This is a genomic window from Halalkalibacterium ligniniphilum (assembly GCF_000334155.1).
GTDB lineage: Bacteria > Bacillota > Bacilli > Bacillales > Bacillaceae_D > Halalkalibacterium > Halalkalibacterium ligniniphilum.
Genome location: NZ_ANNK01000028.1, coordinates 1 through 19521, shown reverse-complemented (window position 1 = coordinate 19521; position 19521 = coordinate 1). Strand labels below are relative to the sequence as shown.

The following is a 19521-nucleotide window of genomic DNA, read 5'->3' as shown; positions in this document are numbered from 1 at the left end:
CGAAGATCGCTAAAGGATGCTTCACGCTCAACCGCTACATAGTAGCTGTTCGTAAAGCTCTTGAACGTTACACGACCGTCACGGACAATCGTCGGCACAACCGTTAGCGTTCCATCCGCATTGACACGAACAACAACCGTGCGATCCGGGTTCACGTCTTCAGAAAGAACGAGGTCACGTTCAAGATATTGAACAAAACGGTTCACTGGAGCCTCCACATCACCAGAACGAGCGACAATAGAAAACTCAACAATCGGTGATTTCGCATTAATACCAAGCTCTGCAACCCGCTCAGCTGAATCAGCCACTGCATTTACAGAAATCGAAAGCTCAACATCGCCTTCGGTCACACCTAATCGTGTACGCAGCGCTTCATCACGAAGCTCACTTACTGGAAGGCTAATACTTCCTTCATCTGTCGTCACATCAACAACCGCATTTGCGTTCACTTCTGCAAGTGCTTCAAATGCTGTAACAGGAATGACAAGCTCCCCAGTCTGACTCTCTCCCTTTGTAATGGTCAGGGACACACGTTCGATCTGCTGAGCATCGGCGATAATTTGTGCAAACACATCTGCATTCACCCGATTAATTGCATGGTTGCCTACTACTTCTACTGTAATGGCTTCTTCAGCAGGAATGGTTACTCCATCACGCTCAGGAACTTGCGGGGGCTCGGGACTTGGTTCAGGTGTCGGATCTGGTGCTGACGGTGGCGTTGTGCCGCCGCCAGGAGAGGTTCCTGGATCTGGGCTAGGGGCCTCTCCTAAAATTTGTTCCCATTGAGCATCGGATAACCGAACTAGGTTCATTTTGCCATGATTGAGTATATCTATCGTACTTTGGGAGAGCTTGCCATATACATTAGATACAAAACTGGTAAACTCTTCAATGGTTGGATTTTCAGACAATGGTGTGGAATGTTGAACCTCAAACAGGGCTCCCGCAAAATCCTGCTTTGCTGTTAAGCTAAAAGTGCCAATCTCCGTTTCTAAATCAATAAGAACGGTTAGTAAGCCTGTTAGTCCTACCCCAATATTGCTTTGCATACTTGTATTTAATCGTCCTACCTTTTCAGCATGGTCCGCAATAGCCTTCTCAATGACTTCCTTCCAAAAGTTCTCATACCCGATTTGACCAACATACTGAATAAATTGCTCTTTGGACTTATCACCATGTAAATTCTGGATGGACTGGAATGTCAACGCGACCGCTTCCATCAAATCGTTCGACGTTATGCCTTGTCCAAAAACCGCTGCAATTGCAGCCTCATTTGTTTCGGATTGCAAGGTTGTTATCGCATTTGTCAACTCTTCTCGTGTGGTTGCCAAAGTCAATGAAGCTAAATCTCTACTCAACTGTATAGCTGTGGTATTCACATTACCTTGATCCAACCGCTGGTCAATCACACTCTTTAAGGAAGGTTGTTGAGCAAATGCAGCACTATCAGCCATCGGAACGGTCGCAGCAAACGGTGTTGCAACAAGTGCCGCTGCAAGCATCACATTTGCTGCTTTCTTACTGAACGGGAATTTTTTCACTCCATATCACCTCAAGATAATATTAGTAAATTTCTACGAACCTAGACCGACCGTATGTAACCTGTTAAAGAACCAACATACTTAGTCGGATCCAGATTCGCAGAACGTTACCAACATTTTAGTTACATGCAAAAAAAAGCAAGTGGTTCAGTATCCACTTGCTCTTGCTTCTAGCTCTTGAAGACGGGCTGCCTTGCGCTGCTCGTATCGATTTTCAAATTCATTCGCCATGCTTTCCTTATGTCCGTTCGCACGCAGTTCACTTCTAAGGTTGTTCAGCTCACGATGAAATTCAGCCTCCGCATTGGCCTCAATCGCTTGGGCGCGGGAGCGATACTTCATGCGATCGACATTATTGATGCCTTTCCGAATCGCTTCCGCCTCCGCTTCTGCAATCAACTGATTCATCTGTCCGCTTTGTTGGAATTCCAGCTGCTGAAAAATACCTACATATTTTTTGTGGATTTCAGCCGAACTTTTGTTACTAACGCTTTGATTGGATTGATCTGTTCCTAGATTAGTAGAGACCGTATGCCGATTACTAGCTTCGCGATTTTGAGGCGCTGCATCATGAGTGCCTGAGGAACCGCGAGTTGACTCATTTGTACGTTCCCCTCCTCTACTCTCGCTTACCGAATTCATCTTATCTTCCTCTTTTTCTTCATTCGTTTCGTCTTGAACTCGATTTCTTGAATCCGAGCGATCTCCCTCTGATTTATCAGCGCTTTCCTTGCCATCTAAGGTTTCCTTGCCTGGATTGGCTTTGTCACCTTCCCCTTCAGCTTGTACATTCTCCTGATTAGCGACTTGTGCCGCCTCTTCTATTCGACCTTCAAAGAACATATTGCCAACTAAGAGGAGGGTGGGTATCAGGATAAAAGAGCCAATGACCATTCCTTTTCTCATGTCGCTGACCTCCTTTTTCGCTATTTCTCTATCTTTTTTTGTGCCCGCCAAAAGATATAAACAGCAATTCCCAGCGCGCCTCCGCTCCCGTCCAGAACGACGTCCTCTAAGAGACCTGTTCGTTCGGGATGAAGAAAATGACGATATTCATCCATTGCTGCGAAGATGAATACACTTAGAAACGCCACTGGTGCACTTATTCGCAAACTCATGCGAAAAGCACTGAACAGTCGCATGACCAAAAAACCAAGAATAAAAAAAACAACCACATGGGTACTCTTGCGAATGAAAAATTCAAGAAAAGCAGCAGCACCTATTTCCTCTATACGAATGGTGGAAGTGCCATACGAAAAAGATACCCACCCAAAGAAACACTCCACCCAATTATTATTCAGCTCTCCCAGCATTGGTCGCAGGTCCTGGTCAGTATAAGGTTGTGATGAGGCTATAGCAATCAGGGAAGCCCATCCGATAAGAAGAAGAGCGTTAATTAAAACCTTTGTGTGCTTATTCAAATTACCACCCAATTACTCTGTCTTTCTCCTATATTAACAACCACAGCAATTAATACCTATGAAATGGTTGGCTCCCCTAGATCCTTTCTTTCCTATTTCCTAATTGGTCATTCCATAAGAACAAGTCAGATTGCTCCATTTGCTTTACCAGCTCTGACTCGATCAGGGCGACAGCTTCAACTGTCGAGATATCTTGCCCGTCTAGCTCCCTTATACGCTTCAGCAAATCAAGTAACGCTGCCTCACTTTTGGATTGAGTATCATCATTCATCGAAGCATGCCTCCTTGTTAATTTTAAGCTAAATTCCTAACTTCTGTTTCATGGTCAAAATCACATACGCTTGCTCTTCTTCCGTCAAGTTTGAGCTTGAAGGTAAACAGAGTCCCTCCTCAAATAATTGCTTAGACACATCTTTTTCGCCATGCTGATAAAAAGAGCAATCTTTAAATAGAGGTTGTAAGTGAAGTGGCTTCCAAACAGGACGCGCTTCAATCTTTTCCTTTTCCAGAGCTTGAATGATCTCGTCCCTTGTGACACCTGTCTTCTCAGAGTTAATCGTAAGTGCGGTTAACCATCGACTCGACTTCCCGTAGCCAGCCTCAGGCATAAAGTCAATCCCGTGCACTTGGCGAAGCTCCCTTTCATATATTGAAAATATGCTTCGCCTTGCTTGTACACGATCGTTAAGAACTTTTAGCTGGCCTCTTCCAATACCCGCTAATACATTGCTCAATCGATAATTGTATCCGATCTGACTATGCTGATAATGTCTTGCCGTATCTCTTGCTTGGGTCGCTAAGAAGCGCGCTTTTTCAATTGCTTCTTCATCATTTGAAACAAGCATCCCGCCCCCTGATGTGGTTATGATTTTATTGCCGTTAAATGAAAAAACCCCGAACGTGCCAATAGAACCGCTTGCTCTTCCTTTATAGGTTGCTCCTAGTGACTCTGCCGCATCTTCGATCATCGGTACACGATAGGTGTCACAAATCTCTTTAATTTTATCCATGTCAGCGCTTTGTCCATAAAGGTTTACGACAATGACTGCTTTGGGCAGCCGCTTTTCGTTTTCGGCAAAAGAAAAAGCCTCCTCCAAAGCGCGGGGAGACATGTTCCAGGAGGCAGGCTCAGAATCAATAAAAATTGGTTCTGCTCCTTGGTACAAAATAGGATTGGCACTGGCGATAAAGGTCAGCGATGAGCAAAAAACGCTATCTCCTTTTTGCACGCCTAACAATTCCAGCGCTAAATGAATCGCTGCTGTCCCTGAGCTTACAGCCGCCGCATGATTAACCCCTACATACGCTGCTAGCTCTTGCTCAAATTGGTCGACGTTCGGTCCTAATGGGGCAATCCAATTTGTTGAGAAAGCCTCAGACACGTACTTTTGCTCTTCACCAGTGAGGTGCGGGGAAGAGAGATAAATTTTATTTTTAGTCGAAACAGCCATTAAGCCTCCTCCTTCTCCTTATTGATGATATTTAATCGGCTTTGCCGGGACCCCAACCGCCGTACTATACGCCGGGATATCAGATATGACCGTGGCTCCTGCACCGATTACTGACCACATTCCCACATTTATCTGTTGAATCACCTGTGATCCTATCCCAACATGCGCCCCTTCACCAACCTTCACTTCTCCAGCTAGAACTGCTTTCGGCGAAATATGGGTAAAACTCTCAATTTGATTGTCATGCTCGATGACACTTGCAGTATTTATAATTACATGCTCTCCAATTGTTGTCCCGCTGTTTATTACGGCACCTGGCATGACGACGACGCCCCTGCCAATGGTTGACTCAGGACTAACGAATGCCGTTGGATGAATAATTGTCGCAAATCTTGCAGGGTCAATTTTCAATTCTTCTACGACTTCTTTTCGGATTTTGTTATTACCGATGCAGACAACAAAAAAAGCCTCTTTTTCTACTTCAGCTAGCTCATTTGCATAAAAAAGCGGCCCTATATAGGTCGAATTCTTCTTAGTTACCTTCGTAAACTTATCGTCTAGCTGTCCAATCATTCGATAGCGCTTTTGACCCAGAATCATATCCCGAACCACCTTACTATGGCCTCCGCTTCCTAACACAATAATCGGTTTCATCTTCATATCCCTTTTTCTTTCTGCTTAGATTTTGTTCCTTTAAACGGTTCCATCGTTGCCTGACCTTGCTGGTTAACCCCTTCTGATTTAAAAACCTTGATGACGGTGCGCCAAAGAATTTTAATATCTAGCCAAAAAGAACGGTTGTCAACATACCATACATCGAGCTCGAATTTTTCTTCCCATGTAATTGTATTCCGGCCATTCACTTGCGCCCATCCTGTTATGCCAGGTCTAACCTCATGCCGTCTTGCTTGTTCAGGAGTGTATAATTCCATGTATTCCATTAATAGCGGCCGTGGTCCTACAAGGCTCAACTCGCCTTTTACTACATTCCAAAGCTGGGGAAGCTCATCAAAACTGAGTCTTCTAAGGAAACTTCCCAAAGTCGTAATTCTTTTCTCATCTGGCAGCAGGCGGCCGTGCTTATCCCGCTCATCGGTCATTGTTCTGAATTTATAGACATAGAAAGGCTTGCCATGTAGTCCAGGACGCTGTTGTTTGAAGAATATCGGCGAACCAAGTCGTGCTTTTAATAAAATGATGATGACAAGCATTAACGGAGCCGACAGCAGTAAGAAAGTAATAGCTAAGAAAATATCAAATCCACGCTTGATCATCTCTACACCTCAATCTTATTCAACTAACAAATCCTTCTTCATATACCGCTCAATCTTTTTAGAGAGTGTTTCCCAAGAATGATTCTTTTCCACATACATTCTTGATTCTTCTCCTATTTCCTTAAGCAGCATCTGTTCCTTGCTTAATTTTTCCAATATCTTCGCACATTCCAACGAACTTATTGCTCGAATCACACCGCGGCATTCTTCAATTTTGTTTCTTTCTATTTTCCCTACTAATACAAAGGGAAGTGCTGCCGCCATGTAGTCATAGCTTTTGTTCAAGCTAAAGCCCCATTTATATAACGGAGAATCACTCATGGAAATAAGACCGATATCTGAATAACTTAAAATGGCAGGAATACATTCCTTTGGATAAGAAGGGAAAAAAGTAAGGTTTTCTATTCCTTCTTTCATCTTTTTTTGTACCAACCGCCTTTTTTCTGGTCCATCCCCAACGAACAAGAAATGTATATCCTGGTTCTCTTTTAATAATTTTGCTGTCTCGAGAAGAGCATCGAGTTCATTCGCTGTTCCATGGGCACCAATATAAACTGCAATAAATTTTCTCTTCATTCTGTTAAAGAAATTTTCTAATTCTTTCGGAATGCTTGGATTGTTTTGATTGTATCTCTTTAAGTCAACACCATTTGGTAAATAAATAATCTTATCTTTATTTACACCTCTATATGCAACATATTGCGGCGCTTTATCAAATAGAACAATAATACGGTGGGCTTTATTGAATAAGTATTTTTCTAAGCTTTTCAAAAAGATAATAATAGGGTTTTTCTTAGACATTTTTCCTAGATCGATTAATGTCTGTGGCCATAAGTCACGTTCTTCAAAGTAAAATTTAGCTTGGTCTCTTTTGGCAACAACACATCCAAGGAAAGCTGCTAATGGATGCACCAACGAACCAATCACAATGTCCGGCTTTTCAATTTCTGCTCTCGAACGATGATACGCTTTGAATGTATAGCTGATCATATTGATCACACGACGCCAGTTATTTTTTTCATAAGAAAAAGTACGTATCCACAAGAAACGTACCCCGGCATGATATTCTTCTCTTATCTTTTCACCTTTCCGTAATTTTTCTTTTCGCGTTTGATGATTAAAAGACGAGGCAAAAATCGTCACCTTATGGCCTCGATGGACTAAATTTTTTGCTAGGTCATAGTGACGACTGCCTCCTGCTGAGCCCGGTCCCTCTGCATAATGGTTAAAAATCCAAATGTTCACTGTCAATCATTCCTTTAGTATTGGTTTCTTAACAGTTGTTCTTCACTGACATCTCTGACCTTCTTTGCGGGAATGCCTACGACTAGCTCTTCTTTTTTTACATCCTTTGTAACGACACTTCCTGCGGCAACTGTGCCATCCTCTTCAATGCTTTTCCCTGGTAAAATGGTAGAATTTGCGCCAAGTCTACCTCCTTTTTTTACCGTAACTCCTTTAAATTCATTCAATCTTTCTTTTGTTCGTGCCATGTAATTATCATTTGTTGTTACGACACATGGAGCGACAAATACATTGTCTTCAAGCAAAGAGTAGGCGGTAATGTAACAATTTGTTTCCAGCTTGCATTTCATGCCTATTTGGCAATCATTTTCTACTGCCACACCTCGCCCGATAATGGTTTTCTCCCCAATCGTTACTCTCTCACGAACGGTTGCCAAATCAGCAATAAACACATCATCAGCAATGGTGGCATCAGCATAAATAATTGCTGAAGTACCAATCGTTACCCCTGATCCAATCTTGGCAGGCGCCAGCTTTTTGACTTCAGGTAAGATTGAGTTTTTTGCCCGTGTCGGTTGTTTGCCGATCACCGCATTATCCTGAATTATCGTATTATCTCCTATTGTTGTATCTTCATAGATAATAACATTGTTTCCAATCATTACATTTCTTCCAAGGGTAACATTTTTAGAAATGACGACATTTTTTCCTTGCTCCATCACCTTCACCTTCCTTTCCATCTTTATCCGTTATTTTTTAAAAAATCGCTCCATTTTTTCGATAATTTCCTCTTGCTGTTCGCCCTTTAATTCAGGAAACATTGGTAAAGAGAGGGCTTCTCGGCATGCTTTTTCCGTCTCTGGTAAATCTCCTTCCTGATAGCCAAGTCCTAGAAAAACTGGCTGCAGATGCAACGGCTTTGGATAATAAACCATTGTCTCAATCCCTTGTTCCTTGAAATACGTCTGCAATTCATCCCGTTTTTTTGTCCTGATCGTGTATTGATGAAAAACATGTTTTCGATTCTTGATGGTTTGAGGCGGGGTCACTTCTGAAAGTCCGGTTGCGTTAATAAGCTTTGTATAGTTAGTTGCCTTTTCCAAGCGCAGCTTATTCCAGTTGTCAAGGTGAGGAAGCTTTATATTTAAGATCGCAGCTTGTAATTCATCCAACCGACTGTTAAATCCAAGTACATGATGATGATATTTCGGCTTACTTCCGTGCACGCGCAATACTTGAATTTTTTCCGCGAGCTCACCGTTGTTTGTAACAACCATACCACCGTCGCCATAAGCACCTAAGTTTTTAGTCGGAAAGAAGCTGTAGCAAGCGACTGTTCCGATTGTACCTACACGCTTCCCTTTGTATTCAGCTCCTATTGCTTGTGCAGCGTCCTCAATGACAGCGAGATGATATTTCTTTGCCACCTCATTTATCGGGTCCATATCTGCTGTCTGTCCGTACAAGTGAACCGGGATAATCGCTCTTGTTTTCTTTGTGATGGCCGCCTCGATTTTTTCAGGATTGAGAGTAAAGGTTATCGGTTCAATATCAACGAATACTGGCTTCGCTCCACATCTCGCCACAGCACCCGCCGTCGCAAAAAACGTAAAGGAAGGAACAAGGACTTCATCTCCTTCTTTTACACCGCATGCGAGTAATGAAAGCAGAAGAGCATCGCTGCCACTGGCAACGCCTATCCCATAGAATGCATGACTATATTTAGCCACATTCTCCTCTAATCGTTTTACGTTTTCTCCTAAAATAAAATGAGAAGAGGCAATCACCTCTTCTAAGACGTTATGAATATCCTCTTTAAGCAATTCGTATTGCTCTGACAACTCTAGCATTTGTACTTTCATCGTTCACGACTCCCATCGTTCGTTGATTCGATTTGGTTATAAAGCTGTAGAAGCTTCATATTTTCTGTTTCCCAATTGTATTTTTCTTTAATTGCAAGCCTTCCATTTTGGCCCATTCTTTTTGCTTCAACCGGATTCTTAATAAAAAATTGAATTGCATTGGCTATTTTTTTTGGCTCAAGTGGATCAACACAAATCCCACACTGATTCTCTTCAATGATTTCGTTCCAAAGTGGAAAGTTGGAGGCAATCACTGGAATTCCCGCAGCCATATATTCAAACATTTTTACTGGCAGCGCATCAATATAATTAGCTGTTGGGTGTAATACGACCAATCCAGCCACTGACTGCTGGAAAACCTCTCGAATTCCTTCACGATCTAAATAACCCAAAAAGTCGACCTTCTCCCACCCTTCTTTACGTATCGCTTTATGTTCATCTTCCTTATTTGCAAATGCGCCAGCTAGCAGCAATTTCCCATCTACTTTTTTTATGGCTTCTACCATCTCATGAATCCCACGTATCTTTCCGATTCCACCAACATAGCAAACGGCATGCTGTTTTTTTTCCCAGCTTTTTACTTTCAATTGAAGTTCATCTATCAACGGATAATTATTTACGTTGACTGCATGACAGCCAAGCTTTGAAAAACGTTCATTAATAAAAGGAGTAGCTGTCACTACTCCATCAAACTTTTTTGCTGCATGATTTTCATATTGTTCAAAAGACCATGAAATCGACCTACGGATGCCCTTTCTAATCCAATGCTTAGATAAAATTTGGCGCGGCACATCTTCGTGAACATCATAGATGACCTTTTTTCCTGCTCTCTTTAATTTTAAGCCTACTGGAATAAGTTCAGGGTCATGAAAATGATAGATTTCAGCATTGATATCTACTGCTTTCTTGTACACATCATTAACGGTTTTAGTCATTCTCTTAAACCGACCACCAGCTTCCTTTTCTACTCCGTGAACATCTATTCCATTGATTTTTTCATTAGGGGCAGAAGGAGCAATTAAATGAACGGCATATCCACTTTTTGAAAGTGAACGGCACTCTTTTAAAAATATGCGGGTATCTTTGTATGGATGCGCCGAAGTTAGATGACAGATTTTCATTTATAAGGTATTCCTTTCCGTCTGATTAAATAAAGTACTTGTTAACCAAGTAATAAATATTGCAAATAAAATTCCATGGGTCGCAAAGCTCGTAAACATGGCCGAGTTAACCAATGACATTGATGGAATGATAATGATTGACATGGAAAGAATGGTTGGCGATTTCCTTGCCACACTATCAAAGATAAGTAATACTCCTCCCAAAATCATGACGAACAGGATGATTCCGATTAAACCAAAATTTAAGTAACCATCCCCAAAAATCCCTACGTTCGGTGCGAATTCTCTCCCATAGACTTCACGTGCGATTAATCCTACTGGTCCAATATTATATGGATTCTCAAAGAATGAAGAGAAGATAGAATTCGAGAGCTTATACTTTTCCATATTTTCGAAGAAATCGTAATATGTATATTGTAAGCTTGCTGGTACAAAGAACAATCTTCTTAGAAAAATCGATAATAATACGATGTTCTCTGAGATTTCATACATGAGGATTAATAGGATCATTAAAACCGATAGAGAGAATGTCATTAGTAGCAAAAGCTTATTTTTTAATTCATTTTTTAAGATGAAATACAAACCAACTACCACTAGCGGTGCAAAAAGAAAGCTCTTAAAATTTGTCATTGAAAATAAAAATACTTGTAAGAACAACGTGAATACGATGATTTTTTTGCTTGATTTAATTAATCCGTAAATGAGAAAAAAAAGATTAATGACATGCGCTTGCCACGGCAGCAAGTAACCCATTAGTGGAACATTACTTTCTGAATAATAATCTCTTGTTTCATAAACATTTAACAAATTAAGATTTATCCTTTGTAGACCTCCTGTAACGATTAAATAACCATATACCGAAATCGTTATACCGATAACAACAAAAAAAGCAACATTACTTCCCTCTTTTAATGTTGCTACTTGAATCGGTTTTAATTTTTTTGTCATAAAATACAATAGTAGACAAGAAAAAAAGATGACCAAGAAAAACACGCGCGATTGATTCTGCAGCCAGTATAATGACGAAATTGGTAAAAACAAATTGATAAATAGAATATAACAAACAATTTTACTTGGTTTATTCACATCATCCAACGTTGAAAATAGGAAGGATAAAAAGATGACCACGATATACGATTCCAACATTTTAATTAGTGAAACCTCTAAGTAAAATCCCGAGTAACCAAATAGAGGGTGTACAAATGTATAATACCCGTATTCTAATACTATTTTAAGCAATAGAGTGAAAAAAATGGTAGATAAATACTTCTTTTTAACCTCAATTTGTCTCCACATATCATTCTCCATATCCTTAATTTCTTGTTATTAAGTGTGTTCAATAACGGTTTATGTGGCTGTCATTTATTTCCTTCATTCCCCAATGCTAATCGATAGGTTATTAATATAATCATGATATAATGGATACTGAGTAATATCGCATAAAACATTAAAAACATCGTAATGGATAAATCGTACATTACTGTCATGCTAAATAGTATCCCCATCCACCCTAAAAAACCAAGCTGCCAACTGAGATCGATGTTTTGTTTTTCAAAAACCATTGTCGTTAAGGATAATGGTACAGCTATAAATCTTATAAACATCAAAGGAATCAAATATTTTGCATATTCTCCAGCATTCCTCCACGTCTCTCCAAAAACAATCGTCACTAAATCTTCAATTACAAAGTACAACGGTAGAAAGAACATAATAGAGATGACCGCTAATTTTAATAAAGTTGACTTAAACGTGGTGCTGGCATTTCCAGTTACATTTCTTTCTTCTGTTGCTCGTTGATAGAACACATTTGAAATAGATGTACCGATCAAGCTGACCGGCAATCCAAGAATTCTTTGCACGAGAAAGTAGGATCCTAATGTGCTCACCGAGAAAAAAGTCGAAATAAAAATGTTGTTTATATTCTGAGACAAGTTATTAGCTAAGGTTGCCCACATTGAAAATTTTGGAAATCTAATATACCGCTTAGCCATTCTTATCATCTCTTTTTTATTAATTTTGAGAAGCAATTTTTTATTTTTTAATAGATAGACAAAAAGCTTCCCATTTGCCGTCAAATGCGAAGCAATTTGTCCCATGACAAGACCTGAGGATCCTCCTTTAAAGATCCCTAATGTTAATTGAATGAAGGCTAGTGCGATTGATTTATAAATATGTACTTGTGCTATCTTTTTAAATGCCTTCAGTCTCGTATTTAAATAGAGCAAACTGTTAAATAAGCTAATAAAGAAGACGGTTAAGGGAGCAAGGTACAACCAAAAAGAGATGGCATTGTTCCCTAAGAGCTGAACGATAGGTGTATGAAACAATATCATAATAAAGAACAATCCAGTACTGAATAGAAAAGAAATGACGATCGATAGAGCAACAAGATTAATCGCCTCCTCCTCTTTTTCTGGCAACACAATTGCTAACTCATATCTTCCATTAGCGATTGAACCAAAAATGACGGTGATTGCAATAAACAATGCTAACACACCGAAATCCTCTGGTGTATATAACCTCGTTAAAATCGGTGAGATGGCGATTGGTATCGCTTGTGCTACAGAGGTACCGGTAAGGAGTGTTAACACGTTTCGATTAAAATCATTTCCTAACAGCTTTTTTAACATGATTTTACCTTCTTTGGATTTTTACAATTTATAGTAACGATCTATGGTTACGTTTTTGTCTTTAAATGCATCCCTCGTATCAAAAATGATGTTCGCTTTTTTTGAAATCTGGTCATAATCAAAACAGCTATGGTCTGTTGTCATTATGGTTAAATCTGCCTCTTCTAACAACTTGTCATTGAGCGTTGTTTCCGTTTTCTTCATCTTTTCATTCAGTTTAAACTCCGTTACATGCGGATCGACTACTGTCCACTCTGCACCCGCTTCCTCTAATTGGTTGATGATCGGAAGAACGGGTGATTCCCTATAATCCTTAACGTCTTTTTTATACGCTACTCCCAATATAAGGATTTTTGCATCCTTTAGCGCTTTTCCCTCCTTATTTAAGATTTGAACGCAGCGGTTTACAACAAAATCTGGCATCATGTTGTTAATTTCCCCTGCAACCTCAATTAATTTGGTGTGATAATTATATTCCCGTGCTTTCCAAGTTAAATAAAAAGGGTCGATTGGAATGCAATGGCCTCCTAAGCCTGGTCCTGGATAGAACGGCATGAAACCATAGGGCTTCGTTGCAGCTGCATCAATGACTTCCCAGACATCAAGTCCCATCTTATTGCAGAGGATGGCCATTTCATTTGCTAAGGCAATATTAATGTTCCGGAATGTATTTTCAAGTATTTTCTCCATTTCTGCGACCGCAGGCGATGTCACCTCATGCACTTCGCTTTCCAGAACCTCCCGATACATAACTGCTGCCACAGCGGTGCATGAAGAGGTTACTCCTCCAACGACTTTTGGTGTATTTTTTGTATTAAAAGTTTTGTTTCCAGGATCTACTCGCTCTGGAGAGTAGGCAATAAAAATATCCTTACCGCATATTAGGCCACTTTCCTCTAATATTGGCTTTACAATTTCTTCGGTTGTTCCCGGATAAGTGGTGCTCTCTAGTACAACAAGCATCCCCTTTCTTATGTATTGAGAAATTTCTCTTGTTGAACACTCCACATACGAGGTGTCTGGCTGCTGGTAAATATCTAAAGGGGTGGGTACACAAATGGCGACAGCATCCAATTCCCCGATAAGTGAATAATCGGTTGTTGCTTTTAGCCTACCTTGTTTTGTATAAGTAATTAAATCCTCATCGACCACATCGCCAATATAATTGATTCCTTTGTTCACCATTTGTGTTTTTTCTTGCTGAACGTCAAACCCAATGACGCTGTAACCTGCCTTTGCTTTTTCCACTGCCAGGGGAAGACCTACATAACCTAAGCCGACAACACCAATTTTCGCCGTTTTTGTTTCGAATTTCTGAATAAGCTGATAAGCCAAGGGCTCAATTTTCATTTCTTGATTGCTAATTGCCATTTGTTTCCCTCCTAGGTTAGCTGTGTGTCAGTTCTTTTTCTAGCTTCACCTTTTGACCGATTTCAGCTGAGCGGTACATGCTTTCGACAAATTGAAGTGCCTTCAAACCATCCTGACCGCTCACTACTGGTTCTCTCTCTTCCAGGATGGCTTGTACCATGTCTTCAACAATCCATTGATGGCCTGGCTTTCCAAACGGATCTATTTTCACTCTTTCAATTAATTCATTTGTTTGTTGATCGTCCATTGAAGCTACATTCCAATGCTTGATATAACTAGCAGTAGGCCCACCAATTTTAATGGTTCCATTTTCACCAAAAATGCTAATTGTTTCTTCTAGGTTATTTGGATAGATCGTTACCGCTGCTTCTACAACTCCCAATGCTCCGCTTGAAAACGTGACAACACCTGTTGAAACATCCTCTGTTTCAATGTTACGGAGCCTTGTTGCACTCATGCTCATGACCTCTTTCACATCCCCCACAAGCCACAACAATAAATCAAGATTGTGAATCGCTTGGTTCATCAAGACACCACCATCGTGTTCTTTCGTCCCCCGCCACGGCGCTTGCTCGTAATAGGCTTGGTTGCGATTCCAACGGACCACCGCATTTACATGGCTGATTTTTCCTAATCGACCCTCTTCCATTACTTTTTTTAATTCGAGCATGACGGGACGGAAGCGATTAGGATGGACGACTGCGAGCTTAACATTGTTTTGCTCACAAGCTCGGATCATCTTTTCCGCATCTTCCACCTTCAGAGCCATTGGCTTTTCAACAATGACATGCTTCTTAGCCTCAGCTGCCTTAATTGTTAAGAATGGGTGTGTGCCACTTGGCGTGCAAATACAGACGATATCTACCTCTCTATCATCGAGTAGCTCTTCATACCGAGAATATCCTTTTGCGCCAAATTTTTGTTGATATGGCTTTGTTCTTTCTTCTTCTTTATCAAAGATAGCCAACAACTTTGCCCCCGTTGCACGATGGATGGCTTCTGCGTGTTTTTGGGCAATATGTCCACAACCGATAATAGCGAAATTGATCATCTCGTCTCTCCCTTTTTCACAATTTTTCTCGAACCAACCCCCAAATACTTAACGAGTTTAGGTTTACTTTGCCGCACGATAAGCCTTTAATTGACTCACACGAAAGTTAGCAATATCAAGCACTCGCGCGCGTAACCATTCTGTTGTCTCGCATTGAAATTTCTCAATCAATTCATCGATTATATGGATGTTTACTTGCGGCGTTTTACCTCGATAAATCATTGGATGGACTTGCTCGGTGTGTCGCTCTTCTTTGCTGAGTAGCTCCTCATACATTTTTTCACCTGCACGCATGCCGGTGAAGACAATAGGTATGTCTTCTTCGTTAAAGCCTGATAGTTTAATAAGATTTTTTGCCAAGTCGATAATTTTGACTGGCTCTCCCATATCAAGCACAAACACTTCGCCACCTTCTGCAAGTGCTCCCGCCTGTAGCACAAGACGAGATGCTTCAGGAATTGTCATAAAGTAACGCACCATGTCTGGATGCGTAACCGTAACAGGACCGCCATTTTTTATTTGCTGTTTAAACAATGGAATGACGCTGCCGCGACTGCCAAGTACATTACCAAAACGAACTGCGACAAAACGTGTTTTACTGATAAGATCCATATGCTGAATCACCATTTCGGCTATCCTCTTTGTTGCCCCCATTACACTTGTGGGGTTGACGGCTTTATCTGTTGAAATCATGACAACCGTATTCACGTGAGCTGCATCAGCTGCTTCAGCCACATTTTTCGTCCCAATGATGTTATTTTTAACAGCTTCCTCTGGATTTCTCTCCATAAGTGGTACATGCTTATGAGCGGCTGCATGGAAAACGACATGTGGGGTTCGGTGCGCCATGATTTCAAACATTTTCTTGCGATCTTGAATATCAGATATTTCTGTCGTTATCTTTAAGTCTGGCAGTTTCCTTCTTAATTCCAATTCAATTGTGTAAATACTATTTTCTCCGTGACCGAGTAAGATAAGCTCCTTGGGTGTAAACCGTGAGATCTGCCGGCAAATTTCAGATCCGATTGAGCCCCCAGCTCCTGTAACGAGTACGGTTTTATTTGATATGTAGTCGGCAATCCCATCAATATCTAGCTCAACTGGTTCGCGACCGAGTAAATCCTCTACTCCCACGTCCCGGAACTGATTTACCTCCACAGTACCCAGCAATAAATCTTCCATTCTCGGTAGTATTTGCGTTTTAACATCGGTTTTTGAGCATTCCTGAAAAATTTGATTCAGTCTTTGTCGATTAAGTGAGGGGATCGCTATCACAATATGTTCGATCTTCTGTTCATGAATAAGCTCCTCAATTTCGCTCACGCTTCCTAAAACAGGAACTCCGAAAATCTCAAGCTGGTGCTTTCTTAGGTCATCATCAATAAAACCAATCGGATCAAGCTTTGCTTCATTGTTTTGTTTTAGCTGCCTCGCGATCATTGTACCTGCTGATCCTGCACCGATGATAAAGGTTCGCTTGCGGTCTTTCTTATGTTTCATATACGTATCTCTGTACATTCGCCACGAAAAGCGAGAACCCCCGATTAAAAGGATGTGCATCATCCAAGTGATTGTAAGCGTTCGGAAGTAAACATCCTGAATCATAAACGTCTGTGCCAGCCCAGTTATAATAACCGAAAAAGTGACAGCCATCACAATCGCATAAAGTTCATTCATGCTTGAATATTTCCACACACGCTTATACAGCTTATAAATGTAGGCAAAGAAATGATGACTGACAAGCAGGACAACCGAGCTAACAATCAGCACATGTGTAAACGGACTGCTGGTTGGTACAAGGATAAAGTTGCTTAAATAGATTGAGATCATAACAATGAATGAATCAAAAAGGACAAGTGAGGCAATTCGTTTCTTATAGGTCATGGCCAACCTCCTTTTGCAAAATAACCCCTAAAAAAGCCCTAACCACCGTTATTCAAGCCCGGAATGAACGCCGGTTAAGGCTTTTTATTACCTTACGAAATAGACAAAAATAGGGTTATACCCCGGAGGCATTTAACCTCTCCTCACACCACGCCCTTGGCGACACAAGCGCCTAAGGTATGTTAATACCCACAGCATAGTCGAGTACCTCCTTAGATAAAGGCAAGGAGACATCACCTAATTTTTTTGATCACAACCTAGAAAATTCCTAAGAATTTTTTTTGCTTAATTTGATTTGGGGGATCAGCGTATACCTCTTCCCCATATATAAGTGACTCTGCGTTTTCCTGAAGCAAGTAGACTGTATTTTGGTCAAACGTATTTGCAATTGTTTCAAAAGCTAGCCTAAGTTCATTAGGTCTGCTGCCAATGTTGTGTGTATCAGAAGCGATAAAATGAGTCAGCCTGTTTTCAATTAACTGTTCTGCAAATCTCTTCACTTTTTTCCCAAATCGTCCGGTTAGACTCGAGGCAGTGACCTGTGTTAAAACGCCTCTATTGACAACTTCAAACAGCTTATTTGGATGTTCAATAAACTCCTGATTACGTTCGGGGTGAGCCAGCACCGGGATAATGCCTGCCACTTGTAGTTCATATAAAATTTTGTTTGTGTATGTAGGAACCCGACCAGATGGACATTCAACGAGTAAATAGCGTCCTTCATTTAAAGTAAGGATGTCGCCTTTCCTATAATCGTCCAACAGATGTCTATGGAGTCTCACTTCCTGGCCTGGAACGATATTTACATCAAGCTTCTGAAGCCGTAGTTCGTGATTAAATTTTTCAACAGCTTTTTTTATCTCTTTTTTTTTGTTTTCATAGTGTCCATTTTTATAATGCGGCGTAGCGATCATCGCATAGATTCCTTGTTCCTGAGCTTGTTTTGCCATCACTACTGCATCCTCAAGACGCTCAGGACCGTCATCCATCCCCCAAAGAATGTGGCTGTGTATATCGATCATTCAACTCACCTCTAAAATTTTTCGTTAGTTCACTTACCTTTATTTCAAAAAATTTAAACATACCTCCAGTTAGGTAAATAAACGACAAAAAGAAGGGAAATATAGTATATTTTCCGTTAATCTTTCATCTTTTTCGTCAAAACAGAAACATTTGTAATAATCTGTATCAAATTCCGCAACGTTCTTAATTAATTTTTCATTCTATGGGGTAGTTTTTTTAGATTGGGGACTTAATTGAATGAATTTTCTGATTTTTTAACTCATTAAAATACACATCTTTTTATATTCAGTTCCATTTTCTCAGCAACTTTTCTTTTTTTTACATACATAAATTCAATAAACTTCTTTACTGGAGGTTAGGATTAGGAGGGAAGTTCTTGTTACATGGAAAGATTCAAGAACTACATAAACGAAAATTTAAAGTAGCACAAATCGCTAAGGAGCTTAAGATTCAAGACCGACTGTCTATAAATATTTAGAGATGACATTTGATGAAGCAAAAGCTTATACTGAACAGGAAAAAGAAATGAGACAGCTACAAAGACTGGATACTTGCCTGGTTGGAAGAGTACCCTCACCTGAGTGGTGCGCAAATTCATGATTGACTTCTAGAGAGCAAACGTATCTTTTTCCACAAATAAAGGAACCTGTGTCCGCTTCAAAAACTTGACCCATCGCCAAGTCCTCCATAAAAAGCCTTCGTTGCTAGCCCTTTAAATTTTTAACAACTCAAAATTATACTTCTCCAACACAAAAAAGCCGCCCCTTGTGAAGAACGCTTCACAAAGAGCAGCGGTATGTTACTTCGATTCCCCGTAATAATAGTAATAGGAGCTGTTCTTGACGGCCTTTTCATTTAAAACAGCCCCAAGCAGCTTTGCTTTTCCTTGCGCAAGGAGCTCCTTCACTTTGATCGCCCCTTGGCGGTCGGTTCCGCCACTGCGAACAACAAGGATCGAGCCATCGCAGACATTCGCCAAAATTTGCGCATCGGCCACAGCGAGCATCGGCGGTGTGTCGAATAGCACATACTCGTACAAGCTAGTGACCTCCTCGATAAAACGGCTCATTGCATGGGAGCCAAGGAGCTCCGATGGATTCGGCGGAATCGGACCACTAGTAAGCACATCCAGATGTGGCACTTGGGTCGTTGCAACTGCGTCTGCAAATGACGATTGCTGGGTGAGCACATTGGTCAGCCCACGATGGTTAAATTGGCGAAACGTATAATGAACTGTCGGCTTTCGCAAATCCGCATCAACTAAAAGCACCCGCTTTTCCTGCTGGGCCAAAACAACAGCTAGATTTGCCACCGTCGTTGACTTCCCGTCTCCTGGACCTGCCGATGTGACAAGAATCGTCTGCAGCTTTTCTTCGATGGAAGCGTAGTCCAAATTGGTCCGAATCGCCCGGTATTGCTCAGTGATCGGTGATTTCGGCTCAAAATGGCTAATTAGCTTCCGCTGCTCTTGATTAGCTCGCTGACTTGCTCGACTCATGGCTCTCACGTCCTAACTTCTTCTTTCGCTTTCCTTGAGGTGACTTCACCTCATCCATTTTTGTCACCGTTCCAAGCACAGGGATACCTAAGTAGTTCTCAATGTCTTCCTCATGACGAATCGTCTGATCCAGGTATTCGAGTAAAAAG

At 40.9% G+C, this 19521-nt stretch carries 18 protein-coding genes and 1 pseudogene; 1 reads left to right on the top strand and 18 read right to left on the bottom strand.

Features of this window, described 5'->3' with window-relative positions:
- The 17 genes from BLT_RS21240 to BLT_RS0102110 all read right to left on the bottom strand — a co-directional run.
- The coding region (locus tag BLT_RS21240) for a hypothetical protein (RefSeq protein WP_035425363.1) at positions 1-1541 on the bottom strand (1541 nt) is incomplete at its 3' end.
- A gap of 147 nt (positions 1542-1688) precedes the next feature.
- On the bottom strand, positions 1689-2447 hold the full coding sequence (locus tag BLT_RS0102185; protein ID WP_017726184.1) for a hypothetical protein: 759 nt from the start codon (positions 2445-2447) through the stop codon (positions 1689-1691).
- A 20-nt stretch (positions 2448-2467) separates the two neighbouring features.
- On the bottom strand, positions 2468-2974 hold the full coding sequence (locus BLT_RS0102180) for a VanZ family protein (RefSeq protein ID WP_017726183.1): 507 nt from the start codon (positions 2972-2974) through the stop codon (positions 2468-2470).
- 64 nt (positions 2975-3038) lie between these two features.
- Positions 3039-3233, bottom strand: coding sequence for a hypothetical protein (locus BLT_RS0102175; protein WP_017726182.1), 195 nt, complete (start codon positions 3231-3233; stop codon positions 3039-3041).
- 28 nt (positions 3234-3261) lie between these two features.
- Positions 3262-4413, bottom strand: a complete 1152-nt coding sequence (locus tag BLT_RS0102170; protein WP_017726181.1) for a DegT/DnrJ/EryC1/StrS family aminotransferase — start codon at positions 4411-4413, stop codon at positions 3262-3264.
- An 18-nt stretch (positions 4414-4431) separates the two neighbouring features.
- A complete protein-coding gene (locus BLT_RS0102165; RefSeq protein WP_017726180.1) occupies positions 4432-5067 on the bottom strand; it encodes an acetyltransferase in 636 nt (211 codons plus the stop codon).
- A 2-nt stretch (positions 5068-5069) separates the two neighbouring features.
- Positions 5070-5684, bottom strand: coding sequence for a sugar transferase (locus BLT_RS0102160; RefSeq protein WP_026104940.1), 615 nt, complete (start codon positions 5682-5684; stop codon positions 5070-5072).
- 18 nt (positions 5685-5702) lie between these two features.
- Positions 5703-6932 (bottom strand): glycosyltransferase family 4 protein, encoded by a 1230-nt coding sequence (locus tag BLT_RS0102155; protein ID WP_017726178.1) that lies wholly within the window; start codon positions 6930-6932, stop codon positions 5703-5705.
- Positions 6933-6946: 14 nt separating this feature from the next.
- Entirely contained in the window at positions 6947-7651 is a 705-nt protein-coding gene (locus tag BLT_RS0102150) for an acyltransferase (protein WP_017726177.1), read from the bottom strand.
- 30 nt (positions 7652-7681) lie between these two features.
- Positions 7682-8794 carry a DegT/DnrJ/EryC1/StrS family aminotransferase gene (locus BLT_RS0102145; protein ID WP_017726176.1) on the bottom strand — a complete coding sequence of 371 codons (1113 nt, stop codon included), beginning with the start codon at positions 8792-8794 and terminating at the stop codon, positions 7682-7684.
- Positions 8791-9915 carry a glycosyltransferase family 4 protein gene (locus BLT_RS0102140; RefSeq protein WP_017726175.1) on the bottom strand — a complete coding sequence of 375 codons (1125 nt, stop codon included), beginning with the start codon at positions 9913-9915 and terminating at the stop codon, positions 8791-8793. Before BLT_RS0102140 ends, BLT_RS0102145 begins: the two co-directional genes overlap by 4 nt.
- Positions 9916-11211, bottom strand: a complete 1296-nt coding sequence (locus tag BLT_RS0102135) for an O-antigen polymerase (RefSeq protein WP_017726174.1) — start codon at positions 11209-11211, stop codon at positions 9916-9918. It abuts the gene before it with no gap.
- A 62-nt stretch (positions 11212-11273) separates the two neighbouring features.
- Positions 11274-12545, bottom strand: a complete 1272-nt coding sequence (locus BLT_RS0102130) for a lipopolysaccharide biosynthesis protein (protein WP_017726173.1) — start codon at positions 12543-12545, stop codon at positions 11274-11276.
- 21 nt (positions 12546-12566) lie between these two features.
- Positions 12567-13916 carry a nucleotide sugar dehydrogenase gene (locus BLT_RS0102125; RefSeq protein WP_017726172.1) on the bottom strand — a complete coding sequence of 450 codons (1350 nt, stop codon included), beginning with the start codon at positions 13914-13916 and terminating at the stop codon, positions 12567-12569.
- A gap of 16 nt (positions 13917-13932) precedes the next feature.
- Positions 13933-14967, bottom strand: coding sequence for a Gfo/Idh/MocA family protein (locus tag BLT_RS0102120; protein ID WP_017726171.1), 1035 nt, complete (start codon positions 14965-14967; stop codon positions 13933-13935).
- Positions 14968-15030: 63 nt separating this feature from the next.
- Positions 15031-16851: a polysaccharide biosynthesis protein gene (locus BLT_RS0102115; RefSeq protein WP_017726170.1), complete on the bottom strand. Its 1821-nt coding sequence runs from the start codon at positions 16849-16851 to the stop codon at positions 15031-15033.
- A 257-nt stretch (positions 16852-17108) separates the two neighbouring features.
- Positions 17109-17873, bottom strand: a complete 765-nt coding sequence (locus tag BLT_RS0102110; protein ID WP_017726169.1) for a tyrosine-protein phosphatase — start codon at positions 17871-17873, stop codon at positions 17109-17111.
- A 377-nt stretch (positions 17874-18250) separates the two neighbouring features.
- On the opposite strand from BLT_RS0102110, the pseudogene BLT_RS22890 reads away from it, so the two are divergent.
- Positions 18251-18475, top strand: a pseudogene (locus tag BLT_RS22890) (helix-turn-helix domain-containing protein); the annotation flags it as partial.
- A 198-nt stretch (positions 18476-18673) separates the two neighbouring features.
- Here BLT_RS22890 and BLT_RS0102100 read toward each other — a convergent pair.
- Positions 18674-19372: a CpsD/CapB family tyrosine-protein kinase gene (locus BLT_RS0102100; RefSeq protein WP_017726167.1), complete on the bottom strand. Its 699-nt coding sequence runs from the start codon at positions 19370-19372 to the stop codon at positions 18674-18676.
- Positions 19373-19521 lie beyond the last annotated feature (149 nt).